Source organism: Scytonema hofmannii PCC 7110, from assembly GCF_000346485.2.
Lineage (GTDB): Bacteria > Cyanobacteriota > Cyanobacteriia > Cyanobacteriales > Nostocaceae > Scytonema > Scytonema hofmannii.
On the sequence record NZ_KQ976354.1, the window covers coordinates 7,935,044 to 7,960,246 of the forward strand.

25 protein-coding genes and 1 pseudogene are annotated in these 25,203 nt (G+C 42.9%); 13 read left to right on the top strand and 13 right to left on the bottom strand.

Annotation, left to right across the window (positions count from 1 at the left end):
- The first annotated feature begins 411 nt into the window (after positions 1-411).
- From WA1_RS60530 to groL, 3 genes are all read left to right on the top strand, one after another.
- Positions 412-924 carry a CmcJ/NvfI family oxidoreductase gene (locus WA1_RS60530; RefSeq protein WP_017743713.1) on the top strand — a complete coding sequence of 171 codons (513 nt, stop codon included), beginning with the start codon at positions 412-414 and terminating at the stop codon, positions 922-924.
- A 232-nt stretch (positions 925-1,156) separates the two neighbouring features.
- Positions 1,157-1,468 (top strand): co-chaperone GroES, encoded by a 312-nt coding sequence (groES, locus tag WA1_RS33355; protein ID WP_017743712.1) that lies wholly within the window; start codon positions 1,157-1,159, stop codon positions 1,466-1,468.
- Positions 1,469-1,520: 52 nt separating this feature from the next.
- Positions 1,521-3,161, top strand: a complete 1,641-nt coding sequence (groL, locus tag WA1_RS33360) for a chaperonin GroEL (RefSeq protein ID WP_017743711.1) — start codon at positions 1,521-1,523, stop codon at positions 3,159-3,161.
- A 92-nt stretch (positions 3,162-3,253) separates the two neighbouring features.
- On the opposite strand, the gene WA1_RS33365 is transcribed toward groL, so the two are convergent.
- The 3 genes from WA1_RS33365 to WA1_RS58870 form a co-directional block, all read right to left on the bottom strand.
- Entirely contained in the window at positions 3,254-4,156 is a 903-nt protein-coding gene (locus WA1_RS33365) for a DMT family transporter (RefSeq protein WP_272819282.1), read from the bottom strand.
- A gap of 153 nt (positions 4,157-4,309) precedes the next feature.
- Entirely contained in the window at positions 4,310-4,873 is a 564-nt protein-coding gene (locus tag WA1_RS33370) for an SDR family oxidoreductase (protein ID WP_201789220.1), read from the bottom strand.
- Between the two features lie 23 nt (positions 4,874-4,896).
- Positions 4,897-5,082, bottom strand: coding sequence for a hypothetical protein (locus tag WA1_RS58870; protein ID WP_017743707.1), 186 nt, complete (start codon positions 5,080-5,082; stop codon positions 4,897-4,899).
- A gap of 115 nt (positions 5,083-5,197) precedes the next feature.
- Here WA1_RS58870 and WA1_RS33380 point away from each other — a divergent pair, with 115 nt between their 5' ends.
- The 6 genes and pseudogenes from WA1_RS33380 (at position 5,198) to WA1_RS33405 (ending at position 12,507) form a co-directional block, all read left to right on the top strand.
- Positions 5,198-6,496, top strand: a complete 1,299-nt coding sequence (locus tag WA1_RS33380; RefSeq protein ID WP_272819283.1) for a transposase — start codon at positions 5,198-5,200, stop codon at positions 6,494-6,496.
- Positions 6,497-6,666: 170 nt separating this feature from the next.
- Entirely contained in the window at positions 6,667-7,236 is a 570-nt protein-coding gene (locus WA1_RS33385; RefSeq protein WP_017743704.1) for a GNAT family N-acetyltransferase, read from the top strand.
- Positions 7,237-7,518: 282 nt separating this feature from the next.
- The gene (locus WA1_RS33390) at positions 7,519-8,958 is read left to right on the top strand and encodes an NAD(P)-binding domain-containing protein (protein WP_017743703.1); all 1,440 of its coding nucleotides are present in this window, start codon (positions 7,519-7,521) and stop codon (positions 8,956-8,958) included.
- 58 nt (positions 8,959-9,016) lie between these two features.
- Entirely contained in the window at positions 9,017-9,214 is a 198-nt protein-coding gene (locus WA1_RS33395; protein ID WP_017743702.1) for a hypothetical protein, read from the top strand.
- 278 nt (positions 9,215-9,492) lie between these two features.
- Positions 9,493-10,491, top strand: coding sequence for an aldo/keto reductase (locus tag WA1_RS33400; RefSeq protein WP_017743701.1), 999 nt, complete (start codon positions 9,493-9,495; stop codon positions 10,489-10,491).
- A 137-nt stretch (positions 10,492-10,628) separates the two neighbouring features.
- A pseudogene (locus WA1_RS33405) lies at positions 10,629-12,507 on the top strand (ABC transporter ATP-binding protein).
- 101 nt (positions 12,508-12,608) lie between these two features.
- Here the strand turns inward: WA1_RS33405 and WA1_RS57450 are convergent.
- From WA1_RS57450 to WA1_RS60540, 4 genes are all read right to left on the bottom strand, one after another.
- Entirely contained in the window at positions 12,609-12,758 is a 150-nt protein-coding gene (locus tag WA1_RS57450) for a hypothetical protein (protein ID WP_017743700.1), read from the bottom strand.
- Between the two features lie 124 nt (positions 12,759-12,882).
- Positions 12,883-13,098 carry a hypothetical protein gene (locus tag WA1_RS55725; RefSeq protein WP_148662816.1) on the bottom strand — a complete coding sequence of 72 codons (216 nt, stop codon included), beginning with the start codon at positions 13,096-13,098 and terminating at the stop codon, positions 12,883-12,885.
- A 54-nt stretch (positions 13,099-13,152) separates the two neighbouring features.
- On the bottom strand, positions 13,153-13,791 hold the full coding sequence (locus WA1_RS60535) for an acyl-CoA dehydrogenase family protein (RefSeq protein WP_272819284.1): 639 nt from the start codon (positions 13,789-13,791) through the stop codon (positions 13,153-13,155).
- Between the two features lie 49 nt (positions 13,792-13,840).
- Positions 13,841-14,386, bottom strand: coding sequence for an acyl-CoA dehydrogenase family protein (locus WA1_RS60540; RefSeq protein ID WP_272819285.1), 546 nt, complete (start codon positions 14,384-14,386; stop codon positions 13,841-13,843).
- Between the two features lie 499 nt (positions 14,387-14,885).
- Between WA1_RS60540 and WA1_RS33415 the strand changes: the two genes are divergently transcribed.
- The 3 genes from WA1_RS33415 to WA1_RS33425 all read left to right on the top strand — a co-directional run bounded on the left by WA1_RS33415 (position 14,886) and on the right by WA1_RS33425 (position 16,302).
- Positions 14,886-15,068 (top strand): hypothetical protein, encoded by a 183-nt coding sequence (locus WA1_RS33415; RefSeq protein WP_017743699.1) that lies wholly within the window; start codon positions 14,886-14,888, stop codon positions 15,066-15,068.
- A gap of 14 nt (positions 15,069-15,082) precedes the next feature.
- Positions 15,083-15,523 (top strand): RrF2 family transcriptional regulator, encoded by a 441-nt coding sequence (locus tag WA1_RS33420; protein WP_272819286.1) that lies wholly within the window; start codon positions 15,083-15,085, stop codon positions 15,521-15,523.
- A 119-nt stretch (positions 15,524-15,642) separates the two neighbouring features.
- On the top strand, positions 15,643-16,302 hold the full coding sequence (locus WA1_RS33425) for a DUF1003 domain-containing protein (protein WP_017743697.1): 660 nt from the start codon (positions 15,643-15,645) through the stop codon (positions 16,300-16,302).
- Positions 16,303-16,386: 84 nt separating this feature from the next.
- Here WA1_RS33425 and WA1_RS33430 read toward each other — a convergent pair whose 3' ends face one another.
- The 6 genes from WA1_RS33430 to WA1_RS33455 all read right to left on the bottom strand — a co-directional run bounded on the left by WA1_RS33430 (position 16,387) and on the right by WA1_RS33455 (position 23,175).
- Positions 16,387-17,400 (bottom strand): ABC transporter substrate-binding protein, encoded by a 1,014-nt coding sequence (locus WA1_RS33430; RefSeq protein WP_272819287.1) that lies wholly within the window; start codon positions 17,398-17,400, stop codon positions 16,387-16,389.
- 109 nt (positions 17,401-17,509) lie between these two features.
- On the bottom strand, positions 17,510-18,175 hold the full coding sequence (locus WA1_RS33435; RefSeq protein WP_017743695.1) for a cysteine dioxygenase family protein: 666 nt from the start codon (positions 18,173-18,175) through the stop codon (positions 17,510-17,512).
- A gap of 35 nt (positions 18,176-18,210) precedes the next feature.
- A complete protein-coding gene (locus tag WA1_RS33440; protein ID WP_017743694.1) occupies positions 18,211-19,320 on the bottom strand; it encodes an LLM class flavin-dependent oxidoreductase in 1,110 nt (369 codons plus the stop codon).
- A 30-nt stretch (positions 19,321-19,350) separates the two neighbouring features.
- Positions 19,351-20,403, bottom strand: a complete 1,053-nt coding sequence (locus tag WA1_RS33445) for an aliphatic sulfonate ABC transporter substrate-binding protein (protein ID WP_272819288.1) — start codon at positions 20,401-20,403, stop codon at positions 19,351-19,353.
- A gap of 882 nt (positions 20,404-21,285) precedes the next feature.
- The gene (locus tag WA1_RS33450; RefSeq protein WP_017743692.1) at positions 21,286-21,621 is read right to left on the bottom strand and encodes a type 2 periplasmic-binding domain-containing protein; all 336 of its coding nucleotides are present in this window, start codon (positions 21,619-21,621) and stop codon (positions 21,286-21,288) included.
- Between the two features lie 708 nt (positions 21,622-22,329).
- Positions 22,330-23,175: a carbonic anhydrase gene (locus tag WA1_RS33455; protein ID WP_017743691.1), complete on the bottom strand. Its 846-nt coding sequence runs from the start codon at positions 23,173-23,175 to the stop codon at positions 22,330-22,332.
- Between the two features lie 423 nt (positions 23,176-23,598).
- On the opposite strand from WA1_RS33455, the gene WA1_RS33460 reads away from it, so the two are divergent.
- Positions 23,599-25,197 carry an FAD-dependent oxidoreductase gene (locus WA1_RS33460; protein ID WP_017743690.1) on the top strand — a complete coding sequence of 533 codons (1,599 nt, stop codon included), beginning with the start codon at positions 23,599-23,601 and terminating at the stop codon, positions 25,195-25,197.
- Positions 25,198-25,203 lie beyond the last annotated feature (6 nt).

Sequence of the window (25,203 nt, forward strand, 5' to 3'; positions counted from 1 at the left end):
TTTTGTTGACAATCACCAACACTTGTTAGCCTGCATATTCCTGTTTGTCTATAATTTTATCGTATTTTATGTCTATCATACAACTCTTCAGAAAAGAAAAATCTTTCTGTAAATAAATTTATAGAGAGCTTGACGCAATTCTGGGAGTACCTTTGACATCTTACTTAGGTTCTTCCGTAATTTTGGTATGCCTGTTAAGACAGGGTAAGAGAGCAAATTAAGTATAAAAATAGACAAATAAAAAAAGCAGTTATTTAGTTTCAGTATCTTTCTTTACCAACTTAGTTGTTACCAATAAAATTCTTTTTTTACTTATTAAGTAGGTAAATTAAACTTCAGTTTTAAAACACTTGATAAACAGCAAAAATACTTTCAAAATATTGATTGATAACAATTAAATCCTCCTATTTTATGAGTGTTTACTCAATACTAATTCTTGCTGGAATTTTCTTGCTAGCTAGCATTATTAGCGTCATTGCTGGTAGCACTTCTCTCATTACCGTACCAGTCATGCTTGAGTTTGGAGTTGAGCCGCGTATCGCCATTGCAACTAATATGCTGGCATTAACCTTGATGAGTATTGGTGGAACACTACCTTTTATTGGTAAAAACGCGATCGATGCTAGACGGTTACCATTGCTGATAGTCTTGACTCTTATCGGGTCAATTTTGGGTGCATTACTTGTTCTTATTATCCCATCAAAATCAAAAACCTACTCAATCACCTATAACCCGTCACACAAATGGTTCTACTTCCCCCAAATGCAACCAGACGAAGCGCTATTTATTAAGTGTTTTGACTCCGCAGAGGATGGAAGAGCGAGGTTTGCTGCTCATACAGGATTTGACGACCCCACAAGCCCTCCAGATGCTGCACCACGTCAGAGTATTGAATTACGGACGGTAGTTTTTTATCCTGATTAGCTTTTCTAGAAAGCATTGGACAAGATTTTACTGAAAATGTGGCAGTTGCTATTGGCAACTGCTAGTTCTTTTTCTAAACCGCTTGATTTTTACAAAACTATATGACATCATACTTGATATGAAAAAGTTCAGTATCCCGATAGACTTACTGGATTTTAAGCCTCAACTACCAGCAACCTTTAAATTTGCTTGCTGTTAATCTACCTTATTTTGTGAGTTTGGAGGATTGTATATGCCATCCATAACGTTGAGCGTATCCACTGTTAAGCCTCTAGGCGATCGAGTCTTCATCAAGGTTAGTGAGTCCGAAGAGAAAACGACAGGCGGTATTCTTCTGCCTGATAGTGCCAAAGAAAAGCCTCAAGTGGGTGAAATTGTTGCAGTGGGTCCTGGCAAGCTTAATGATAATGGCACTCATCAGGCAATTGATATTGCAGTTGGGGATCGAGTCCTCTACTCCAAATATGCTGGTACCGACATTAAGCTTGGTACGGAAGAATATGTCCTGTTATCCGAGAAGGACATTCTTGCAATTGTTTCATAGTCACTGGTCACTGGTCACTGGTCACTGATACAACAAAGGACAAACAACAAATATGGCAAAGCGCATCATTTACAACGAAAATGCTCGTCGTGCATTGGAAAAAGGAATTGACATTCTGGCTGAAGCAGTAGCTGTTACTCTCGGTCCTAAAGGTCGTAATGTTGTTTTGGAGAAAAAGTTTGGTGCTCCTCAAATTGTTAATGATGGAGTCACCATAGCTAAAGAAATTGAACTAGAAGATCATGTTGAAAACACTGGCGTGGCCTTAATCCGTCAAGCTGCCTCCAAAACAAATGATGCAGCCGGAGATGGCACTACAACGGCAACTGTTTTGGCTCATGCCATTGTCAAAGAAGGATTGCGAAATGTTGCTGCTGGTGCAAACGCTATTCAACTCAAGCGTGGCATTGACAAAGCCACAGCTTTTTTAGTGGATAAAATCAAAGAACACGCTCGTCCCGTTGAAGACTCTAAGGCGATCGCTCAAGTTGCTGCCATCTCTGCTGGAAATGATGAAGTTGTGGGTGCTTTAATTGCGGAAGCCTTAGATAAGGTTGGTCGTGAAGGAGTAATTTCTCTAGAAGAAGGCAAGTCAGTTACCACCGAATTGGAAGTCACAGAAGGATTGAACTTCGACAAGGGATATATTTCTCCCTATTTTGCAACGGATGCCGAGCGGTTAGAAGCAGTGCTAGACGAACCTTTCCTTCTGATAACCGATAAGAAAATTGCTTTAGTCCAAGATTTAGTACCCATTCTTGAGCAAGTAGCGCGTCAAGGCAAACCCTTGGTAATTATTGCCGAAGACATTGAAAAAGAAGCTTTGGCAACTTTAGTAGTTAATCGCCTACGTGGCGTATTAAATGTAGCTGCTGTGAAAGCACCTGGGTTTGGAGATCGTCGTAAGGCGATTTTGGAAGACATTGCCATTCTTACAGGAGGACAGTTAATTACAGAAGATGCTGGTTTGAAGTTGGATGCCACCAAGCTTGACCAACTCGGTAAAGCTCGTCGAGTCACTATCACCAAAGATAGTACCACCATTGTTGCTGAAGGTAACGAGCAAGCTGTGAAAGCTCGGGTGGAGCAAATCCGTCGGCAAATCGAAGAAACCGAGTCTTCATATGACAAAGAGAAACTGCAAGAACGTTTGGCAAAGCTAGCAGGCGGGGTTGCGGTCGTTAAGGTGGGCGCTGCCACCGAAACCGAACTCAAAGATCGCAAACTCCGCCTTGAAGATGCCATTAACGCTACTAAAGCTGCTGTTGAAGAAGGTATTGTTCCCGGTGGCGGTACTACACTAGCACATCTGGCTCCTGGGTTAGAAGACTGGGCTAGGTCTAACTTGGTAAATGAAGAATTAACAGGGGCGTTAATTGTATCTAGGGCATTGGCTGCTCCTTTAAAGCGGATTGCGGAAAATGCAGGTCAAAACGGTGCGGTAATTGCAGAGCGAGTGAAAGAGAAAGATTTCAATGTAGGTTACGACGCAACAACTGGCGAGTTTGTGGATTTATTTGCAGCAGGGATTGTTGATCCTGCCAAAGTAACCCGTTCGGCTGTGCAGAATGCAGCGTCAATTGCAGGTATGGTATTGACCACTGAAGCAATTGTAGTTGACAAGCCAGAACCGAAGGAGGCTGTTCCTACTGCACCTGGTGCAGGCGGTTTGGGTAACGATTTTGACTACTAAATTGTTACACCAACAGTAATTACCAAAGTTTCTCATCTCCTCTGGATTTTAAGAAGCGGTCGCAATACCTAAAGCGATCGCTTTTTCTGCTTTTATGTTGTCTTGTGTCTCTTTTGAATCCACCTTTCTCCACTCAGTAAAGCAATTCCCAATGTAACGATACCAATCCCCACACTCTGAACTATGTTTAAAGTTTCGCTAATTGTTACCCATGCAACCAGAGCCGTTAATGCTGGACTACTAGAGCCGATAATAGAAGCAGTATTTGCGCCGCTCTTGCGAATCCCTAAATTGTATAGAGAGTGTCCGATAAAGCTCGTCAAACCCGAAAAAAGACTGCCAATCCACATAGGTGTCCAGTCAAGTTGGGTCATGGTAGGTGGAAACAATAATAAACTAATACCAGAGAGCAGCAAAGTTAAGGCAAAGCTAATCCACGTAAAGGGAACGGGATGGAATTTTTCTAGACATTTTTGGGCGATGACATTATAGAAGGCATAGACTATCCCAGATACAACACTAGCACAAATGCCAATCGTAATGGTATGACTACTGTAGCTAGTAGAAGAATGGGGAATAGTGAGAACACCGCCCCCCAGAATAATACTCATCACTAGCCAACGGAAGAGTGTGGGGCGATCGCCAAAAAACTTCCACGACAGTAGTGCTGTGAAGACAGGATAGGTAAAGAAAAGTGCGATCGCAATTCCAGTAGGAATCAAGCCAATCGCAATGTAGAGTAAAGCAATATATACAAACATGAGAACTCCACAGCCAGAGGCTTGGAGCATAACGTCCAAGTGTTCTCGCTTGAACAAACTTAGGAATTCTTGAAGAGCAGATGGATAGAGTTTGAATGCTACAGAAGCCATAAGTGGAACCACCAGTAGCATTCGCATAAACATCAGCAAAAATGAATTCTGAAAATCTGGTTTAACGTATCCACCAAGTAAAAATAAACTCAGTACGAGATGTTCTGAAAATAAAACTCGCACAGCAACGTTATGTAATGACAAGAACAAGGAGGATAAAAGAACGATCGAGATGCCCAACAAGGTCAAAGGTTCCTTTAGTAGCAACTCTTGTGCTTTAGCACAACCATGTCCTGCTCCACAAGAGTATCTTCCGATATTAAAAATTACTGCACTTTAGACTCCTGGAGTGTGTCCACCATCAACAAGAATCTCAGCGCCTGTAATTGAAGCAGCAAGGTCAGACACTAAAAAGAGTGTTAATGCAGCGATTTCCTCTGGTTGGGCGATTCTTTTGAGAGGAATTCCTTGTAAAGTTTCTGCTTTTGCCTGCTCAACTGTAATCCCACGAGCTTGAGCGTTTTGTTTGGCTAAGCGTTCAGCCCGTTCGGTAGCGGTAGCTCCGGGCGAAATGGCATTAATCCGAATATTATACTCAGCTAACTCTTTAGAAATTCCTCGTGTGAAGTTAAGCAAAGCAGCATTAGTTGTACCGCCAGGAAGGAAACTAGGACGTGGTGTCCGACCTGCACCGCCAATAATATTGACAATCCGACCATCCCGCCGATTTTTTTGGTGAGGAACAACAGCTTTAACTAGGCGAATATAGCCCAATAATTTTAAGTTCCAAGCATCTAGAAATACATCATCGCTCAGTTCAAGGAAAGACCCCGCACGAGCCGATCCTGCATTATTGACTAAAATATCAATTTGTCCGAACTGTGTCGTAACACCAGATATCTAAAAATTGGACTCGAACGTAGTCAATCGTTGTCTATCTGTCTAATAATCCGCTCCAAGCACTCACTGACGCTCAAATCAGCATCAATGGCAATAGCCTGCAACTTTTTCCATGCGGTAGGAGTTAAACCTACCATATGTTTTTCTTTCTTCTCATCGTAAAAAACTGGCTGATTTTTTACTCTTTTTTTTCCTTTACCTAATTGCATATTTTAGAAATTATAGCTATACTAATAATATAGTACATAAATTACGGGAGGTGATTAATTAGTGCTGAAAAAGAAAAAAGGGTTTAAGATCGTAATTAAAAGTGCCAAGTGTAAATTGGAACGGAATGGATTCAATTTAACCGAAACCAAAACAGCTTTTAATGAAGTTGTACATTTTTACTTTGCACTAATTAACACCCATCCGGAAGGTATTAACCTGCCAAGAGAGGAAGATGGGGGGTGGAGGTATTATGAAAAATTGACCATTGGGGATGATGCACAATACCCATTTCCTTTCAATAGTTTTCCCGCACAGCTTCGTCGTTGTGCAATAAGAAAAGCTATTGGTGCATGGGAATCTTGGAACACTAGCTACCAAAAATGGCTAAATCGCCCTAAAAAACAAAAGCACCATAGACCACCAGTACAACCAAGAGTATTTAACTTCTCTCCCAGTTTTGATGTTGGGGTATGTAAGAATGATGATGGGCACTCCATCATGCTCAAAATCTTGGTTAATGGTCAATGGAAATGGATTAAATTTCAATACCTTGCACCAGTAATTAGTGCAGATTGGGTAAAAGGTTCTCCATCAGTAATAGTCAAAGGGAATGCAGTAACAATTGTTTTCCCGTTAGAAAAATACGTCAGAGCTACTGGAGGAATTAAAACAGTTATGGCTCAAGACTCCTTTAGGATCTTGGGTGTAGACATGGATTTAGATCGTCATATTGCTATATGTTCCGTCCTGGAAGTTGACGCTAAGGGTAAAGTGTTTGAGGTTGCACGCCACTTCATAAAACAAACAAGCCACACAAAGCGTAGGAAGAAACAACTAGGAAGAATAGCTCAAAAAATGCAGCAGACGGGTACTGTTGAGAAGGGTTTTGCGTCAACAGTTTGGAAAAACTTGCACAACCGTGAGGTTGAGGCAAGTAGAGAATACGCGAGACGGATTGTTGAATTTGCCAAAACCTGGGGATGTTCAATTATAGCATTTGAACATCTGGGCAATTTAAAACCGATTCGTGGTAAGTACTCTCGTCGTTCAAACCAAAAACGAGCCTACTGGTTAAAATCAAAAATTTATCAGCGAGTTAGCTCTATTGCGTATCAAGATTATAGTATCTTGACGACACGAGTGAATCCCAAAGATACTTCAAGGCTAGACCCTTGGGGGAATAAAGTATGGCGTTCCGATAATTTCCCTGTTACTATTTTTGATTTTTTGAACTACCAATCAGGAGCCATATTCGTAGGCACCGTAAATGGTTACACCAGCCATTCTGGGCTGAACGCGGCTCGTAACATTGGGCTAAAAGCAATATTACGATATAACACTAACCTCGTGTTCTTGTCTCGAAAGGAAGGAAAGACCGTACACACGGGGGAAAGCCTATCCCAAAAGGGTTGAGCCAGTAATGGTACAGGTTTGCAATGAAACTAGAAAGGGGAAAGCAACTTCCCACTTTCATTGTAATAGGCTTGGGTAAACTGCCTAATGGTTCCTACCAAACTACGCTCTTTGTGGTTGGATTTACGATCCACTTGCTACTAGAAGCGACTATGGAGTGAGCCTAGAAAGTGAACAAATTGTGTGGCGAAACAATAATTTCCTTTGAGCTAGAACCACCCAGCGAAGCGGAGTTTCAAAAGCGGATCGCGAGCTATCAACAACAGATGCCTTGGCTAGTTTGTGAAATCAATAGTGAGGTTGCAGGCTACGCTTATGCTAACCCTCATCGTACCCGTGCGGCTTACCAATGGTCTGTGGAATCATCAGTGTATGTCGGTGTAAATTATCGTCGAAAAGGAATTGCCAAAGTCTTGTACACTACACTTTTTCAGTTACTGCAACTGCAAGGATTTTATAACGTTATTGCTGGAATTGCCTTACCTAATCAACCCAGTATAGCTGTACATGAGGCTGTTGGTTTTTCACCTGTAGGAGTCTTTCACCGAGTTGGGTATAAATTTGGTAAGTGGCATGATGTAGGATATTGGGAATTATCTCTCCAACCAGAGCAATCTTTCTTGACTCATAGCGAGCATTCTACAAAAGCTATAAGTCCCCCTCTTCCTGTATCAGAAATAGAGAAATTACCTCAGTGGGATGAAGCCTTAACAAGTGGGCTTGTGCTGCTGCGAATTTGATTCCGTTCATTATGCCTTCGGAATTGAATACAAATCTTTTGCAATAATATCCAAAAATGATTGACGTAAAGTTGTTCTAGCAAGCATTTCAAACTATCATCTCATCACTCCAAACTAGTTTGCAATATTTAATGTATGACTAACGAATAATTCGTGTATCATACATTTAGGTTTAATAACACACATTTTTTGTAAGTGTTGTGTAAGAAAGAAAACATAAACATTCTTCTCCCTTCTTAAATAACTAAGGATATAAGCACAGCATTTCACCTAGAGAGCAACATGACAGCAACGACTGACATCGATTTCAGTGCTCGCGAGGCACTACGCCTACTCGGTCCCGATCCAGAAAACTGGGTAAGCGATCGCCCAGGTATAGACCACAACGTCACTATCGTAGGTGGTAGTGGCAGTGGCAGCACATTTGCATTTGCTTTACGACGTGCTGGCATTGGTCGCGTGACCGTAATTGACTCTGCTCCGGACGAAACCCATGCTGGAGTATGGCTCACGCGAGCGCGGATGAAAAAACTACGCACGCCAAAGAACTTACCCGGTCATGAACTAGGCATCCCCGAACTATCTTTCCAAGCTTGGTATGAAGCGCGGCACGGTGCTGAGGCATATGCCACACTCGATCGCATTCCAAGAGTGAAGTGGGCTGAGTACCTCAACTGGTATCGGCAATTCTTGGGCATCTCCGTTCGATATCAGACGAAATTGGTGCGGATCGAGCCAGCTGAAGGTTTCTTTCGCCTACACCTTGAGGTCAACGGCGTCCCACAGGTGGAAATCACTCGTAAGATTATCTTCGCCAATGGTGTAGCAGGCACTGGAGGCCCATACATCCCAGATGTACTAGCTGACTTGCCTCGCACGCTCTATGCTCACACTGCTGATACTATCGACTTCGACGCACTACGCGGTAAAACTGTGGCTGTTATAGGTGCTGCAGCCTCAGCTTTTGACGCGGCAGGAGTGGCACTGGAATCAGGAGCGAAAGCAGTACACTTGTTTGCACGGCGCTCGACCATCGCATCTCTACCAGTGATTCGGGTGAGGGGTTACCCTGGTGCTTACTATAACTATCCACAACTACCAGATGCAGCTCGCTGGTATCAAGCTTGGCGCTTTCGTCAAGCAGGCTCCACACCACCACCTGATGCAATTGAGCGAGCGATCGCATTTTCTAACTTTCACCTGCATCTGTCTGCACCTTGGAGAAAGGCACAAGAAAAGGACGGTCGCATTGTCGCTCAGGTGAACGATGATGTTTTCGAGTTTGATTTTGCGATCGCAGGCACTGGTTACTTTGTTGACCCGACAAAACGTCCCGAACTAGCCGACTTTGCCCATCATATCGCCCTCTGGCGCGATCGTTATGAGCCACCACTAGACCAGCGCAACGACGATTTGGAGACACATCCCTACCTCGGTATTGCCCACGAATACCTAGAAAAAGTACCTGGTAGTGCTCCCTACCTCAAGGATATCCATATCTTTAACCCAGCTGGCTTTGTGAGCTTCGGTCTGCCTATCGGTGACGTGCTTAGTATCCGGCGTGACGTGCCAGCAATAGTAGCACGCATCAGCCACGACTTATTCTTCACCGACTGGGAAAAGCATGAAGCACGCATTACCAGTGACATCGCGCCGGACTTTGAAGAGTCACTGTATGCCAAAGCAGTGTGGAAACAACCAGCAACGGTGGCAATTAGTTAGCAAAAGGGACAATGCCCAGTGCCCAATTCCCAATTCCCAAACTTTAGGAGACACGACTATGCCAGTGGAAAAACGCTCTCAAGACAACAGCAACAGTTCATTGCCTTATCTTTTCTCGTTGGTTGCTGACAATATTAGTAAACCAGCACCTCTTGTACTTTTTCTGCACGGAGCGCGAGATCGTGGCAACGATCTAAACGTGCTGCTGAAATGGGGTCTACCTCGTTTCGTGGATGTGTCAAGTTATTGCCGATGAAGTGTACAGCGATCCGAAGTTGCAACAATGGCTAGTTTCACAGAGTCGTCGCACCTCAGCCCTATTTGTGTGATACGTTATGTTTTACGCACCATCCGCTCATTGGAACCAAGCGTTCGCTAAATGCAAGGATGCAGCCAATCAAGCCTAACTAATAACTAAATTTGTGATCGTATTTCACTTGAATGAAATACAGATTTATCTGCGTTCGTCAGCGTTCATCTGCGGTTCCATAACTTTTTTATATACTGCAAGAAATTTCAATCAACAACATTGCTATGACCTTACCAACTACAAATCTCGGTAAAACTGGATTGACTGTTTCGCGCCTTACTCTTGGCACTATGACCTTTGGATTGCAGACTGACGAGGAAACTTCCAGAGTCATCCTCGACACAGCTGCCGATGCTGGTATTAACTTTCTGGATACAGCCGATGTTTATCCCCTTGGCGGTGGGATTGACACTGCAGGACGCACTGAAGAAATCCTTGGGCGTTGGCTCAAAGGCAAACGCGAACATTTTATACTAGCTACCAAGGCTGTCGGCAAAGTTGGTCCCGCACCTTGGGATCGGGGTGCTTCGCGCAAACATCTTTTGGATGCGATCGATGCTTCCCTCAAACGACTGCAAACCGATTATGTAGATCTGTATCAGTTGCACTCTGATGATGCCTCAACCCCTTTGGATGAAACTCTAGAAGCCCTAGACATTATAGTTCGTTCTGGCAAAGCACGCTATATAGGAGTTTCCAACTTCTTAGCTTACCGCCTCAGCCGAGCTTTAGGTCGCGCCGATGTTCGCAATCTAACTCGCTTTGTCTCAATTCAGCCCCGCTACAATTTGTTGTTCCGTGAAATTGAGCGAGAACTTTTGCCTTTAGCCCAAGAAGAAGGGCTTGGTGTTATTCCTTACAATCCACTAGCAGGAGGTCTGCTCACTGGTAAACACAATCTTGCTCAAGGTCCTAGCGAAGGAACTCGTTTCACCTTGGGTGCGGCGGCTGAACATTATCAGGAACGCTATTGGCACGATCGCGAGTTCAAGACTGTCGAGGAATTACGTACAGTAGCAGATTTAGCTGGATTGTCACTCACTACTCTAGCAATAGCTTGGGTCTTGGCTAATCCGATTATTACTGCTCCTATTATTGGTGCTAGTCGCCCAGAACAACTTGCTGACAGTCTTAAGGCAATAGAAGTCAAACTTGATGACAATTTAAAACAAAAGCTAGACGACATCACTGCCGAATATCGTAAAGGAGATTCTGTGCGCTAAGCTGGCTAATCCAGCTGTTTGAAGCATGAATGTCATTCTAATGGGTCGGTTGCTCACTGTACAATAAGCCCATCATATTAAAGAGCGCTGAAAGCGTTGAAAGTTAGTTCTTGTCAGTCTGTCAGGGAGAAACTCAAGTGATACGACGCTATCGCCGTTCTTTAATCAAAAGACCTCGTTCATCTCAACCGTTCCAACGTGCTGCCGATGCACCACCTCTGCCATCAACGCCCTTCAGGTTCATTTGCTATTTTGTTAACCAGTTCCGTTGGTGGTATGTGGCAATGGTAATTTTGGAGGTGATACACGCGACCTGCGGTATTATGCTGCCTTATGCCATTGGCGAGATTATCCGAAGCGTGACGGGATCTACGGGCGACACCAGACCCATTTTTGATGCAGTCAGACAACCTCTAATGCTCTTTACCGCTTTGAGTCTAGGTGAAGTTGTATTCGGGCGATCGGCTGGTCTTTTGCAGACTCTCCTCCACCCGATCCACCGACAGCAAATCGTCCGCTCCCTATACGCATATTTACAGCAACATTCGCATCGCTATCTAAGCAGTAGTTTTGCTGGGGCATTGGCACATCGTATTAGCGAAACCTCTCTGGGTGTGACGCAAACGATGCAAATGATGATTACTGAATTTATGCCAGTCATTATTGTATATATTGTCTCTGTAATATTACTCTATCGAGCCTATCCTCCTCTTGCTGCACTGGTCGGGGTATGGGCAGTTCTCTTCATCAGTATTTCGTTCTGGTTAGCAACTCGTTGCCGAATTTACTCTCGAAGAGCTGCTGCCGCAAGAAGTGAGACAACTGGCATTATCGTAGATTCTGTAACAAATCTCACTAGTAGCCGCCTGTTTGCTCGTTTAGGTTTTGAACGACGCTATTTGAATGAGCGATTAAAGTACGAACTCAAAGAGGTAAGAAAGTCAAACTGGTACTAGGAGCGAATCCGCTGGTTTCAGTTTATCTCAGCAGCCATTTTAAAAATCGGCACGCTGTATTACTCGCTCCACCTCTGGAGTCAAGGCAAAATTGGTGCTGCTGACTTCGTGGTAGCTACTAGTTTGTCGCTGTTGATTATTAGTGAAGCTCGTAATTTAAGTAAACGATTTCTAGAATTCTTTGAACATATCGGTAATATTGCTAATGGTGTCTACACTATATATTCAACCTCACGAGTTGATCGATCGCGATAACGCCATTGCCCATTCAATTACTCAGGGACGCATTGAATTTCGGCGCGTCAATTTTAACTATTCAACTGAGAAAAAAGTATTCCACAACCTTTCTGTTATCATTGAACCCGGTCAACGTGTGGGGCTAGTCGGCTACTCCGGCTCTGGTAAATCTACTTTTGTCAATCTGATTTTGCGCTTGTTCGATCCCCAATCTGGACAAATTCTCATTGATGGAGTCGATATTCGAGATATGACTCAGGATGCACTCCACGCCCAGATTAGTTTGATTCCCCAAGACCCATCTCTGTTTCATCGCACGTTATTAGAAAATATCCGATATGGGCGACTTGAAGCCAGCGATGAAGAAGTTATTGAAGCAGCACGCAAAGCTTATGCTCACGATTTTATCGTACCGATGAGCGAGGGTTATTATTCTCTGGTGGGCGAACGAGGTGTTAAACTTTCTGGAGGACAGAGACAGCGCATTGCGATCGCTCGAGTCATTCTCAAAGATGCACCAATCTTGATTTTAGATGAAGCCACCTCTAGTCTTGACTCGATTACTGAAAAAGCGATCCAAGATACCTTAGATTTAGCTATGCATAATAAAACAGTCATCGTAGTTGCTCATCGCTTGTCTACTATTGCCCATCTAGACCGCATTTTAGTGTTTGATGCAGGTCGTATTGTCGAAGATGGTACTCATGCTGAACTCTTGGCACGCAGCGGTGCTTACTATAGGTTATGGAAAATGCAGGCAGGTGGATTCCTTCCTGTTGAAGCCAGCGATCGTAGCTTCCAAAAGAATGGGATGGTTAAATAAAAGGACTTTTTTCCAGGAGGAGACACAGAGACACAGAAAAGAGGGAACGTGGAGAATCTTTTTCCTGTTTTCCTGTGTCTCCTTGTCAAGTGAAGGCGGAGTTAAAAAGGTTTTGACGCTACTGCTGTCACTACACAAGTACAACCACCTGTTGCTGCTGCTGCTGCTGGTTGACCAGAAATAACTTGTACAATAACTCCAACAATTACTCCGCTAGCAACAGTCCATAAAGCCTTACCAAGTAAATTCATAACAATCTCCTAACTTACATTTTTGGAAAAAATTACAAGAAATTCAAACCTTAATGCGGGAGATGCACACTGTCTCTCATGATATAGCAATTATAACCCCCTTTTATGACTAGATTTGAAAATTTTAACAACTTCCAAATAGTGACGAGCGTGAATCCACGAGCTTATAGCTCGTGGTGTGGCTCAACATATCGAACTTGCCACGCTCCAAGGTTTGGGCAATAGTTTGATAAAATTCTAGTTCCAAAAAACCCAGTTCGGTCTGAGGATGTCGCCAGATTCCATGACTGAGAACCACATGAGATGAGTGCATGAAGCCGACCAGGTGCATTTGTTTCATAGTTTGTCTCACGCGCACTTTGAGATGTCAAGTAACTGTGCAGTTAATCTGCTCTTAGAAAAAGCCTTTTGTTGGCAGTGGTGTACCGTTAATTTCGTAGTTCCCAATCGCACGGGCTTTAAAATGAGATGGATTGTGTGATGCTAAAGTACGTGCATTTCGCCAATGACGATCAAAGTTGTAGCTTTGCTTTGTTGTTGAAGCCCCACCCACTTCAAATAACAGTGTGGCTGAGCGTAGCGCTAAGTCATCAACAATCAATTTTGCTTTGGCTGCACTTAAAGAAGCTTCTAACGCTGCGGCTGTTTCAGATTCCTCACCTTGGGCTTGAGCAAGATTGAAGCGATCGAGAGCATCGGCTGCTTGTAGCACGATCGCTTCGGCGGCAAAGGCGTTGGCAGCAATCTGACCGACGGTCTGCTGCAAGAGCGGGTCATCTGCTGCTCGCTCGGCTGTAGAATGATAGAAAGTCCGAGGTCGAGTATGAATGAGCGTCTTTGCATCTCGTAAAACACTACGAATAATGCCAGCGTTAATTGCTGTCAAAAACAATTGTGGGACAATATTGTAGGGTGAGTTATCTTTGTCTGTATCAGTATCAAAAAAGACTTCATCCGCCTCTACACGAACATTTGTGAATGTAGTAGTCCCCGTACCCGTTAACCTTTGTCCGAATCCGTCCCAATCATCCACAAGCTCAATTCCCTCGCGTTTGGTAGGCAGAAGTGCGATCGCTATGATATCATCTGGTGCTAATACTCGTACAAAAATTAAGTCTGCACAACAGCTTACCAGTACTGTAATACTTCGTCCCGTTTAGACGATAGCCATCATTATCAGGTGTCAACTTTGTATTCGCCACCCCGCCACCGCCAGCTCGTTTGACTTCTAGTTCGGTTGAAGCAAGTCCAATAATTGCCCCGTCAACGATCGCCTTCAGCCATCGCCGATTCCTTTCGCTACGCTGAGAACGCAAAATCCGTTCCGTTACAGAGAAATGATTCCGTACAATATGAGCAACGTTTGGATCTGCCTCTCCTAGTCGAATGACAACCTCGAAGAGTTCGCGTGCCGAGCTACCACCACCACCTTCTGATACGGGAATTCGCAATGCACCCAAACGAGAATGACGGATCAGTTCGACTATATCAAAAGGAAGGACGCGATCGCGATCGGCAGCCCCCAAAACAATAAAATCGAAAAGCTGCTGGAGTTCCGGCGAGTTTGCTGTCACAGGAGATGAGAACTCGATTGTGGGTTCTAGAACTTTTTGGGCAATTTGGTTCATTATTGTTTTTCTCTTTATGTAGATGGTGCTGACAATCAATATCAAAACGTGAGTGCAATAGCGTAAGCGCTAACGGCTAAAGCCGTACCAAAAAAAAAAAGCCGTACCCGGCTTATCGTCCTCTTGAAGTAGGTGGCGATCAAATCCTTCAACTTGGAAGCAAAAAGCAATTTATTGGGTTTTTGGATATTGGGTCATTAAAATATCTTCAGTAGTCGTATTTCGAGATACTACTTTGAGTGATGCCGTCTTCACTAAATGGCGAGTTATTGACTAATGAATTTTAGCTGGAGGGACAGGCGATAAAAGGCGATCGCTCGCACTCCTCTTGATTTTTCTCTAGATTATACAATATTATCATTGCATACTACTATAAGTTTATAAGTTTACCGTTGTATTGAGTTGCACGATCTAAAAAAGAGTTTTCTTGATAAACGTAAATTATTAGAAACTCCTGAGCCAATAACAATCAGTAGTGCAAACTGAAGGAGAAATGTAAATGACACTAACTACGACACGCATTGTTGTTACTCCCACAGGCGGAGCGTTGGGAGCGATTATTACAGGTGTAGATGCTAGTCGTCCCGTAGAGCCAGAAGTGATTCTACAACTCAAACAGGCATGGCGCGATTACCATCTTTTGATCTTTAAACACCAAACGCTAACAGAAGAACAGCAATAGTATAACTTTATATTATGTCAATGCAACTAACGAACAAATTTAAATACTCAATACTAGCCTTATTAGCACTGACAAAAAATCATGGCAACAGTGAACCGTTGCAAATGCACGAAATAGAAGCGCTTCAAGGTTTAGCTAACCGCAATCTGGAATCATTGTTAACAACTTTAAAACGTGGTGGTTTAGTTAAGAGCATACGTGGCTCCCAAGGAGGTTATTTTCTGGCGCGAGAACCTGAAGATATTACAATTTTGGACGTTTTTAGTTGTATTGAAGAATTAGATACTTTTCTATCACCAAAGTCTACTTCACTGAAAACTACAGAGAAAAATTTGATACAGGATTTACGGGTTGAGACATATCAAGCAGCTTTTTCTATTTTGCAGAAGTATACGCTCTCAGACCTTTATCATCGGCAAGAAATGCTGAGAAAAGTGGTTATGTACCATATTTAACGAGCAACATCACTTTTATCTATCGGTTTGAAAACAAAGAGTATTTGCTCTTATCATTGGCTCGGCGTACATTAAGAGACATCAGGAACAACACAAACAAAAAAACGCTGAGGTGCAAGATGAAGCTGACACAGAAAACATTATCCAACACTGTTAATACAAAACTTGTTCGCAATTCCTCCATTGTTGAAAAACAGCAATCGAACGCTCACAATGTAGCAACTGAAGAATTGACTCCGGGACAACGCCTTGCAGATAAACTTGCAGCACAAGTCGGTTCTTGGGGTTTTCTTATCGGTCAAAGTGCGATTTTAGCAGGATGGGTGGGTATAAACTCTATACCAGGATTGCCTCACTGGGATGAGTCACCCTTCATGATGTTAAACTTAGTGTTTTCCTTTGCATCAGCCTACACAGCTCCTGTTGTGTTAATGAGTCAGAACCGCCAATCGGATACCGATCGCAAAAATGCTGAAATTGACCACCAAGTGAATCTCAGAGCCGGACAAAATATCGAACTGTTGCATGAGAAATTGGATGAGTTCCATGCTCGAAAGTTAAACGAACTGACACAAATTATTAAAGAGCAACAACAAGCTATGAATGAGATTAAAGTCGCTTTAGTGACTGAATCTCAAGAGGTTAAAGTCCATTTAGTCACCTCAAATAACGCTCAAACCAATCACAAATTCCTCTCAGCTTCCCATCATAGACTTTTGAGCGCTGAGCAAAAAGTTGAGGACGATCGCAAAGTTGCTGAAGAGTTGGTTCGTTGGTAAGCTACAGACCGTAATATGAAATTTAGTCCAGGAAAAGCTTTCCCAATCCAAAATCCAAAATCTAAAATCCAAAATCGTTTAAGTTTAGCTGCATTTAGAGATCGCTTCATTAAAAGTGTTATCCCATAAAGGTTGTACGTTAACCTTTGATGGAATTACACCAGCTTTGTAAAAAGTATCTGCAACCTTTTGCTGAGATGAGATCGCACCTTTTGATATGGGTAACAACTCAAAACGACGCTGTTGTAATCCTTCTTGGGCATCTTGGTAGACAATATCTTCATCAACACTAATAGCAGACGCATAGCTTTTTGACCATGTTCTGATATTGGAGTCGCGCCAAACTTGAGATTTTTTAATTCGACAGAGAAAATCGGAAATTGCTGCCTTTTTATTTGGATCGGTGATGGCACTAGGTGCTGCTATAATGACAAAATTGCCGCTCAAAATATCCTTTGCTGACTTGAGAACCCTAGCACCATCTTTCTTGGCTTGTGGAATTGAGTAACCGTAAGTCGCCCAAGCATCAAGCTCTCCTTTTCTGAAGGCAGAAAGCCCATCGGGGATAGACAAAGGAATGGCATTGACATCCTTGATTGTCAAACCGACTTGTTCCAACATCCGAATTAGGAAATAGTGAGCTGTTGTAGCCTTGACGTAACCCACCTTTTTACCTTTGAGATCGGCGATTGTTTTTGCCTTAGAGTTTTTTGGTACTAGTACAACTTGCCCTACAGTTGGTCCTTTGGTGGTCGCAATTATTTTTACTGACGCTTGGGAGTTAACTGCAAAAATGGGTGGTATTTCACTGGCGGATGCAATATCAATTGCATTTGCGTTGATTGCTTGTAACATCAAATTTCCGCCTGTAAATTCTGAGTACTTAACTTGATAGGCAAACTTATCTAGCCCAGCTAGTTTAAGCTGGAGATCCCAACCACCTTTATACTTAGCGACACGTAGCGTTACGTTTGATAAATTGGCAGGCGCGGCATTTTGGGAATTGCTACGAGTACTAAATGCGATCGCCAACGTTACATAGCAACTGAGAGTCAACATTAACACGACACTTGAAAAGACTCTTTGCTGGTAAAACACGTTTATTCTTCCTCAAAATAGAATAAGAAGTTGTTTGCGGTGAAGGCGTTCTTCCTCGGCTCGTTCAAATTTCGGCATGATTCCTACAGTTATAAAGTTTACAAATATGTTATGAAATTTTACTCCCCCGCTCCCCTTGACAGGGTGCATTGGAGTATCCAGAGCGAAATGCTCGCACGCTTTGAGCTTCTAGGTTATACTGGTGTCGCCAAACACTACCAGTATCATTTCCCATAACATGAATCGAGACTGATGGGGTAAAGACTGTTGTGGCTTTCACAGAGTGGATATCTTGGTCGGGAGGTAAGATGTGATAGACACGACCTTTTTTAACCTGATAAACATCAATCATCTCTAGTTGGGCATGTCCTTCTAATTCGCCGCTATCCACGCGACGGTAAACAGTTTCCTCTTGTCCACCTTTGTATAAACCCACCAATCCCCAAGATAGATGATCGTGGATAGGAGTTGTTGAACCTGGGGGAATCACCAAACTGAAGATGGTGAGCGATCGGTCTTTTGCCCTATACAATAACCATTGACCAATACTACTTCCCATAACGCTATCAGAATTTGGTTGTGCAAACCGCTCAGGTAACCAACCTTCTTGTTTTAGAAGTTGGGAAAAATAAGGTTCTAGGGTAGTGAGAGTTTCAGCACGATCGCGAGTCGTGGAAACAATTTTTTGAACTATGCTGACAAAAGAGCGCAGTTCAGAGCTATCAACAAACCATTGGTCTACTTCTAGAGGTTCAAGAGTGGTAGTGTGAGTCATAGGAGGATGTTTGGATTATTTTGGAAAATATCAAACTAAGAAACAGTTACTGTTTGTCGATCGAGACGCTGGACTAACCCTCGTACCAAGGGGATGACATCACGACCATATGCGATGGCATCTTCTACCGGGTCAAAACCGCGAATTAATAAAGTTGTTACCCCTGCTTGATAGTAATCAAATAGTGATTCTGCCACCTGTTCTGGTGTCCCGACGAGAGCAGTCGTATTGCCATAAGCACCTGTAGCTGCTGCAATGGGAGTCCATAAACGCTTATCGTGAATTTCACTTTCTTGGGCAAATTCTAGTAACCGCCGCGAACCAACAGATTGAGGTCTTGCTGAAGCACCAACGGGCAATTTCAACCCTGCATCTGCACGGGTTTGTTTAATTCGTGACAGAATATAACGTGCCTTTTCCCATGCTTTTTCCTCTGTTTCACCCAAGATAGGACGTAAAGAAACACTAAATCGCAAAGGCTTTCCTATTGGTGCTGAGGCTTTCACTTCCGCTATTCGTTGTTTGATTGCAGCTAGAGGTTCTCCCCAAAAAGCGTAGACATTACTGTGCTTTGCTCCAATACCAACAGCTGCACCAGAAGCACCACCAAAATATATTGGTATGTGGGGTTTCTGTAGCGGTTTTACCTCAGAAAAAGCGTTCTTCAGGTCGTAAAACTCACCTTTATAATCGAAGGGTGAATCACTCATCCAAATCCGTCGCACAATTTCCAAATATTCATCTGTACGGTAATAGCGCGTATCGTGGTCTAGCCAATCTCCATCCTTTTGCTGTTCATCATCGCTACCACCTGTAATAATATGGACAGCAATTCGACCATTGGTAAAGTGGTCAAGGGTTGCCAGTTTGCGTGCTGCTAGTGTGGGAGCTACGAAACCAGGTCGATGAGCTAGCAAAAACTCCAGTTTATCCGTAACTGAAGCAGCATAACTGACCACACTAAAACCGTCAGGTCCAGATGAACTATAGCCTACTAAAACTCTATCAAAACCTCCGTCTTCGTGAATTTTTGCAAACTTACGAACATAGTCTGGATTGACAGTCCCACCAGTGAGGGTGACAGTGGGATTTTGTAACTCTGAAGCAGGACGTGTCCCAATCATTCCAATGAATTCAACTGGCATAAATTTTACTCCTAGAAATTTGATTAGTCGTTAACCACCAAGCGGACATACAGCAGCAGTAATATCGACTCGTTGGGGAATAATCTTTTGCTCTAATAACCAGTCAGCAGTTTTTTGAAGATTAGCAATATCTTCCGCAGTGGGAAAAGTGTATGACTCTAGACCTCGATTCTTGGTTGCTTGCTTAGCTACAGCATTAGAGACTTTAAGTTCCTTGACCATAAAATCAGCTGCAGCTGCAGTATTTTGATTTAGCCACTCACCATCTTTACTTAAAGCAGTCAGAGCAGCTTTTACAGCAGTTGGATTTTCAGTAACAGATCCACTCCGCACAACCATAATGCCGTAGGTAGGGGCTGGATGGGTTGTAGTAATTCTTCTTGCACCATGCTCTAGTTCAGCAATGGAAACATAGGGTTCCCAGACTGCCCAAGCATCAACAGAGCTTTGGTAAAGAGCGGGTGCAGCGTCATTGGGTGACAAGTAGACGCGCTGGACTTTTTCTTTAGGGATGTTCTCTTTTTCCAAAACTTTTAATAACAAATACTCACCTGCACCTCCTTGATTGACTGCTACTTTTTTACCAATCAAATCAGCAGGTTTACGGATAGGTGAATTTCCACGGACTAGGATGGCATTGCTTAAAGCATCTAGTTTAGGGCGCTGTATAGAGCCAATGCAAAGCGGCTGTTGAGCAGCAATTCCAGAGATGGAAGGGATATCACCACATCCACCAATATCAGCACGGTTACCATTGAGAGCTTGAAGAAGTGTAGCACAACGGTCAAATGGGCCACTCCATTCGACTTTGATATTTTGAGCCACTAGCTCGCGTTCTAATTCTCCACGCTGACGTGCGATCGGGATAATCCCTCCTTTTTGATAACCCAACCGAATCACGTTATTTTTTTCTTGAGTTTGACTGCTAACTGGTTTGGTAGAAGAATTTGCAGATTGATCGGCACCATTCACAGCAGTTTGGGTACAACCAGATGCTATGAAGCTGATACAAAAAATTGTAATTAACAAGCTGCTGTGCTGAAAGCGGCACTGTTGCAAAGGAATCATGTAAAAATCCGGCATAAAGTATGCACTCAGTGATACTCCTACACAACTGCCGCGCAGTAAGTGTAGGCTTCTGGCAGATTTTATCTTTCCAGAACTTCCTTCCCAGTACTCCAACTGTTTCCCGGTACGGCTGTTTAAGGTCAGGTACGTATCCTGCCCGACCCTTGAATGACAAGCAAACAAGATTACCTACATTCCTTGAAGATTTTACATACCGGAGGCTGTAGTCAGCATATAGCGTATTAAGACCGCACTTCCCGGTAAAACCCCCTATCTTCAGTTGTCAAGGTGCAGTATGTGGTTAGCAATTTAAGCTTTACCATCACCCTTTTATCCGAAGGAAGAAGTTTGAAGGAAGGACCGAAGTTGGAATTTCTATGCCGAAGACGGCACGCTTCGCGAACAAACTTCTTTCTATAGGGGTTTAAAACCCCATCCCCTTAGGGTTGCCCGTTCTTATCTTGAGTCTGAATCCCCATCTCAAAACAAAACTTCTTCCTTCTTTCTTCTTTCTTCTTCCTTCGTTCAAGTTAACATTGCGGGGAAGACGTTGACTACCCGTTATGAAAGAATCAAGATTAAACTTAAGAATATCAACAAGGGAGATTAAATAAGCTGAGATTATATGCAGCAAGTAAGGATAAAACAATCACTTCCATGGTTGAGGACTGGATTGACCGTCTCCCCAATACAGAAATTGGCAATCAGGTTGCTGTCTCCACTCCCGCGTCCATCTACGATGAACATAGGTCGGGAGACGCAACCTGATTGCCCCAAAATTCATCTCATCACTCGTCCTTGCGGACTGAGTGAGAGGCTTCTTTTGGTTTTAGCTAAGTTTTGAGTTGGTTAATTAAATTCAAAATTTAAAATTCACGCATCCAATCGAACTAAGTCCTATAGCCACTCTCCTACACTACCAATATCAACTTTACCTGCATTCATCGCTTCTATCAGTTGTGGTCCCGCAGGGAATGGCCCCACCCAATTCACCGTTACACCTAATGCTTTGAAACGTGGTTCTACAACTTTTCTGGCTTTGACTATATCCCCAGAAGTTTGATATGCCAAGTTAATGATTTTTGATTGAAACGTTCCAGGTTTTGTTTGTGCTTGGGTGGTTTGAATTTGACTACCAAAGAAAGATGTTGATAGTGTAAAAATTCCTAACACTGAATATTGTATAACTTGTTTTAATACAGCACGGCGTTGTGGAAAGAATAGTCTTTTCATAACTTTTTAGCTTGACTTGATCCAATTAAGTAGCGTCAACTTTGTTATTTGGCAAAAATTCTAATTCTGGGACAAAAACTTTTTAATCAGCGCTAATTTTGCGGAGATTTAAAAAGTTTAAATTAGGAATACTATCAGGATTTTAACCTTTGCGATCGCATTTCCAGAAAATGGATCGAGCTAAGATTAAATTCCTAAAAAGTTCTTACTTCCTTGGGAAATTTTGAGATTATCAGCTATCAATTTTCTGCCTTTTTCACCTCTATTACCATAAATTAGAGTTTCTTATTTTAAAATTTTGTAAAATCGACTGATTTACCGTATTTTTGTCTTATAAAAGATTTTTCCACAATTCAATGCAAAATGCAAGTAGTTAGCAGAATACTTCTTACTCCTGTTCCGCCCGAAGATTACCTATTTAAATGAACCGCAAAGACGCAAAGGACACAAAGAAAGAAGAGAAGAAAATCGGTAATCTTGTAGCGAGAAGGGAGTAGTTCTGTATAGATGCCAAGAATGAACTTAATTACTAAAGGAGTTGCTTTGTTTGAAGGATTGTACACTGCTTTTTCTCAAAAGCAGTCGCAATAAAAAAATTTCATCCCCACTTAGGAAAATCCTTATTTCCTATTCCCTACTCCCCACTCCCTACTCCCTATTTTCAAGTTTCGCAGAGTGGAGTTAGATCGTTAAGGTACTTTATCGATGTTAGGCTGCTCGACCAATTTCTGTAGCTTCAGGAATTTCAATTAACTCCCCAGTTTTGACATCGTAGAGATAGCCATAGATAGGGATATCGCGGGGTACTAATGGGTGAAATCGAATCCTTCTGACATCTATAGCAACGCTTGTTACCTGGTCGTTAATAGTTAACCAGTTAATGAATTCTCCCTCCGTCGATCCCGGTCTCTGTCCAACATCACGAAAGCCATTCTCATCCAGAACTGCAGTTGTAAGACTATTAGATAACAACTTACGTATAACTTGGTCTGTAAAAAATTCCATACCACAATTAGTATGGTGAATAACAAACCACTCCTTAGTGCCAAGTAGCTTGTAAGAGATTACTAAAGAGCGAATAGCATCATCACTAGCACGTCCGCCTGCATTACGAATTACGTGGGCATCTCCTTCAGATAGTCCAGCATATTTGGCAGGGTCGAGTCGAGCGTCCATACAGGTGAGAATAGCAAATCTACGACCAGGAGGCAAGGGAAGGTTACTTTTATCACCAAAGTTTTTAACGTAAGTTTGGTTAGCTGATAGGACTTCTTGTAAAATTTGACTTCCTCCATTGCGCTCCCCAGTATTTTGTGCATAGGCAATGTCTCCTCTCTTCGTGGAAGAACGTACAGGAGACATCATCGCCGTAGCAACACTAGTGGCTACAGCCGTCACTACACCAGCACGACCAAGAAATGAGCGTCTACCAAAGTTACTTATGCATAAGGACATACGACTTCTTTTGGCAGTCACTGTTTTAGGATTTGTCATTTTCCTTTGTGCTTGTGTGTCTTTGGAAGAATCCTGATAAGAATCGGGGTCTGATTGCATTTTTCTATGGCTCCTGATTTACAAAGTGACATTCAGCAGTGCTAATCATTAATTGCAAACTATTTTCCATGCCTTGAGAAAACGGCTCACTCAAGCGACAAAAAAGCTAGTTACATATATATAAGCTGGACAGGCATCTATCCAAACTTCATTTTTATAATACTAACTACTGTTAGCTTATAGTTTAACCGTATTTTAATGCCTCAGTGAAAGTCTCTCATACTTACGTATGAAAAGCAAGAAAATATGTATAATTTTTGAGTGGATCGAAGTGAGTTTACAAAGTTTTGCTTTTCTTTTTTAGCTGTGCAGCTTGAATCTATCAATTAAATACGGTAAATTAATCGGATTATAGTAATATATGTAAATGTAGAGGTTGTTTATTCCTAGCGGTCATTTAACAAATTAGGAGAACCAGCAACCGTGAGTGCTTATAATTCAAAGCTAGCATCTACCATCGGTTCGCATTCAGATTTGGAGGCAGACGTCCTCGTTATTGGAGGTGGACCAGCAGGCACTTGGGCAGCATGGAGTGCTGCAACTCAAGGAGCGAAAGTTATTCTTGCAGATAAGGGTTACTGTGGGACTAGTGGAGCTACGGCAGCAGCTGGTACAACAGTTTGGTATATTTCAAATCCTGACAACCGCGAGGCAGAATTGTCTAAACGAGAAACTCTCGGCGGATTTCTGAGCGATCGCGATTGGATGAACCGTGTCTTAGATCGAGCGAGACTTAATCTCAATCGGTTGGTAGAGTGGGGTTATCCTTTTTCTAGAGATGATAACGGAGATCTCTATCTTTCTTCCCTGCATCAAGGTGCGGAGTATATGCGGTTGATGCGAAAACAAGTGAAAAAGGTAGGCGTAAAAATCCTCGACCACAGCCCCGCATTGGAATTGTTAGTGGATGCAGACGGTGCTGTAGCAGGGGCAAAAGGGATGAATCGGCAAACAGGGGAGCACTGGACAATCCGAGCAGCAGCTGTCATTCTTGCGACTGGGGGATGCGCTTTCCTCAGCAAAGCCTTAGGATGCAATGTCCTCACAGGGGATGGGTATCTTATGGCAGCTGAAGTTGGCGCTCAACTATCAGGCATGGAGTTTTCTAATGCTTACGCCCTAACTCCTGCTTTTGCTTCCGTTACTAAAGGTGCATATTATCGCTATGCTACTTTTACCTATGAAGATGGAACTGTCATTGAGGGAAAAGATCGCCGAGATATTGCCCGTATATTACTAACCCAACCCGTTTATGCTTGTATCGATAAAGCAAATGAAGAAGAAAAAAGTTGGATGCGAACGATTCAACATAATTTCTTCTTACCTTTTGAGCGAGTTGGGATCGATCCCTTTACCCAAAGATTTCCTATAACATTACGTTTCGAGGGAACCGTGCGGGGTACAGGTGGATTGCGAATTGTTGATGAAACGTGTGCCACATCTGTTCCCGGTCTTTATGCTGTTGGAGATGCTGCAACACGAGAACTCATTTGTGGTGGTGCTTCAGGCGGTGGTAGCCCTAATGCAGCCTGGGCAAGTGCTTCTGGTGATTGGGCAGGTGAAGCCGCTGCTCTCTATGCCCGTCAAATAGGGAGCCAAGCGAACAAGCGATCGCTACAGAGAATTGATGGAGCCACACTTCGTCCTAGCAACAATATTTTTGAGCCAACAGATATAATTCGTGCAGTGCAAGCAGAAGTTGTTCCATACGATCGCAATCTATTTCGTACAGAACAAGGTTTATCAGAATCCCTCAAGCGACTGCACGAGTTGTGGAATGAAATTCGCAATGCATCAGTGAAATCAGACCAGCAAACAATCCAAGCGAGAGAAACTGCTGCAATGGTTGCAACAGCGAGATGGATGTATGCCACTGCGCTAAAACGAAAAGAATCTCGCGGTATGCACAAACATGAAGACTATTCCCAAACCGATGCAAAACAAAAACACCGTTTGCTTAGTGGTGGACTAGATAGCGTTTGGGTCAAACCAGAAAAAAAGGGAATAGGGAGTAGGGAGTAGGGAGTA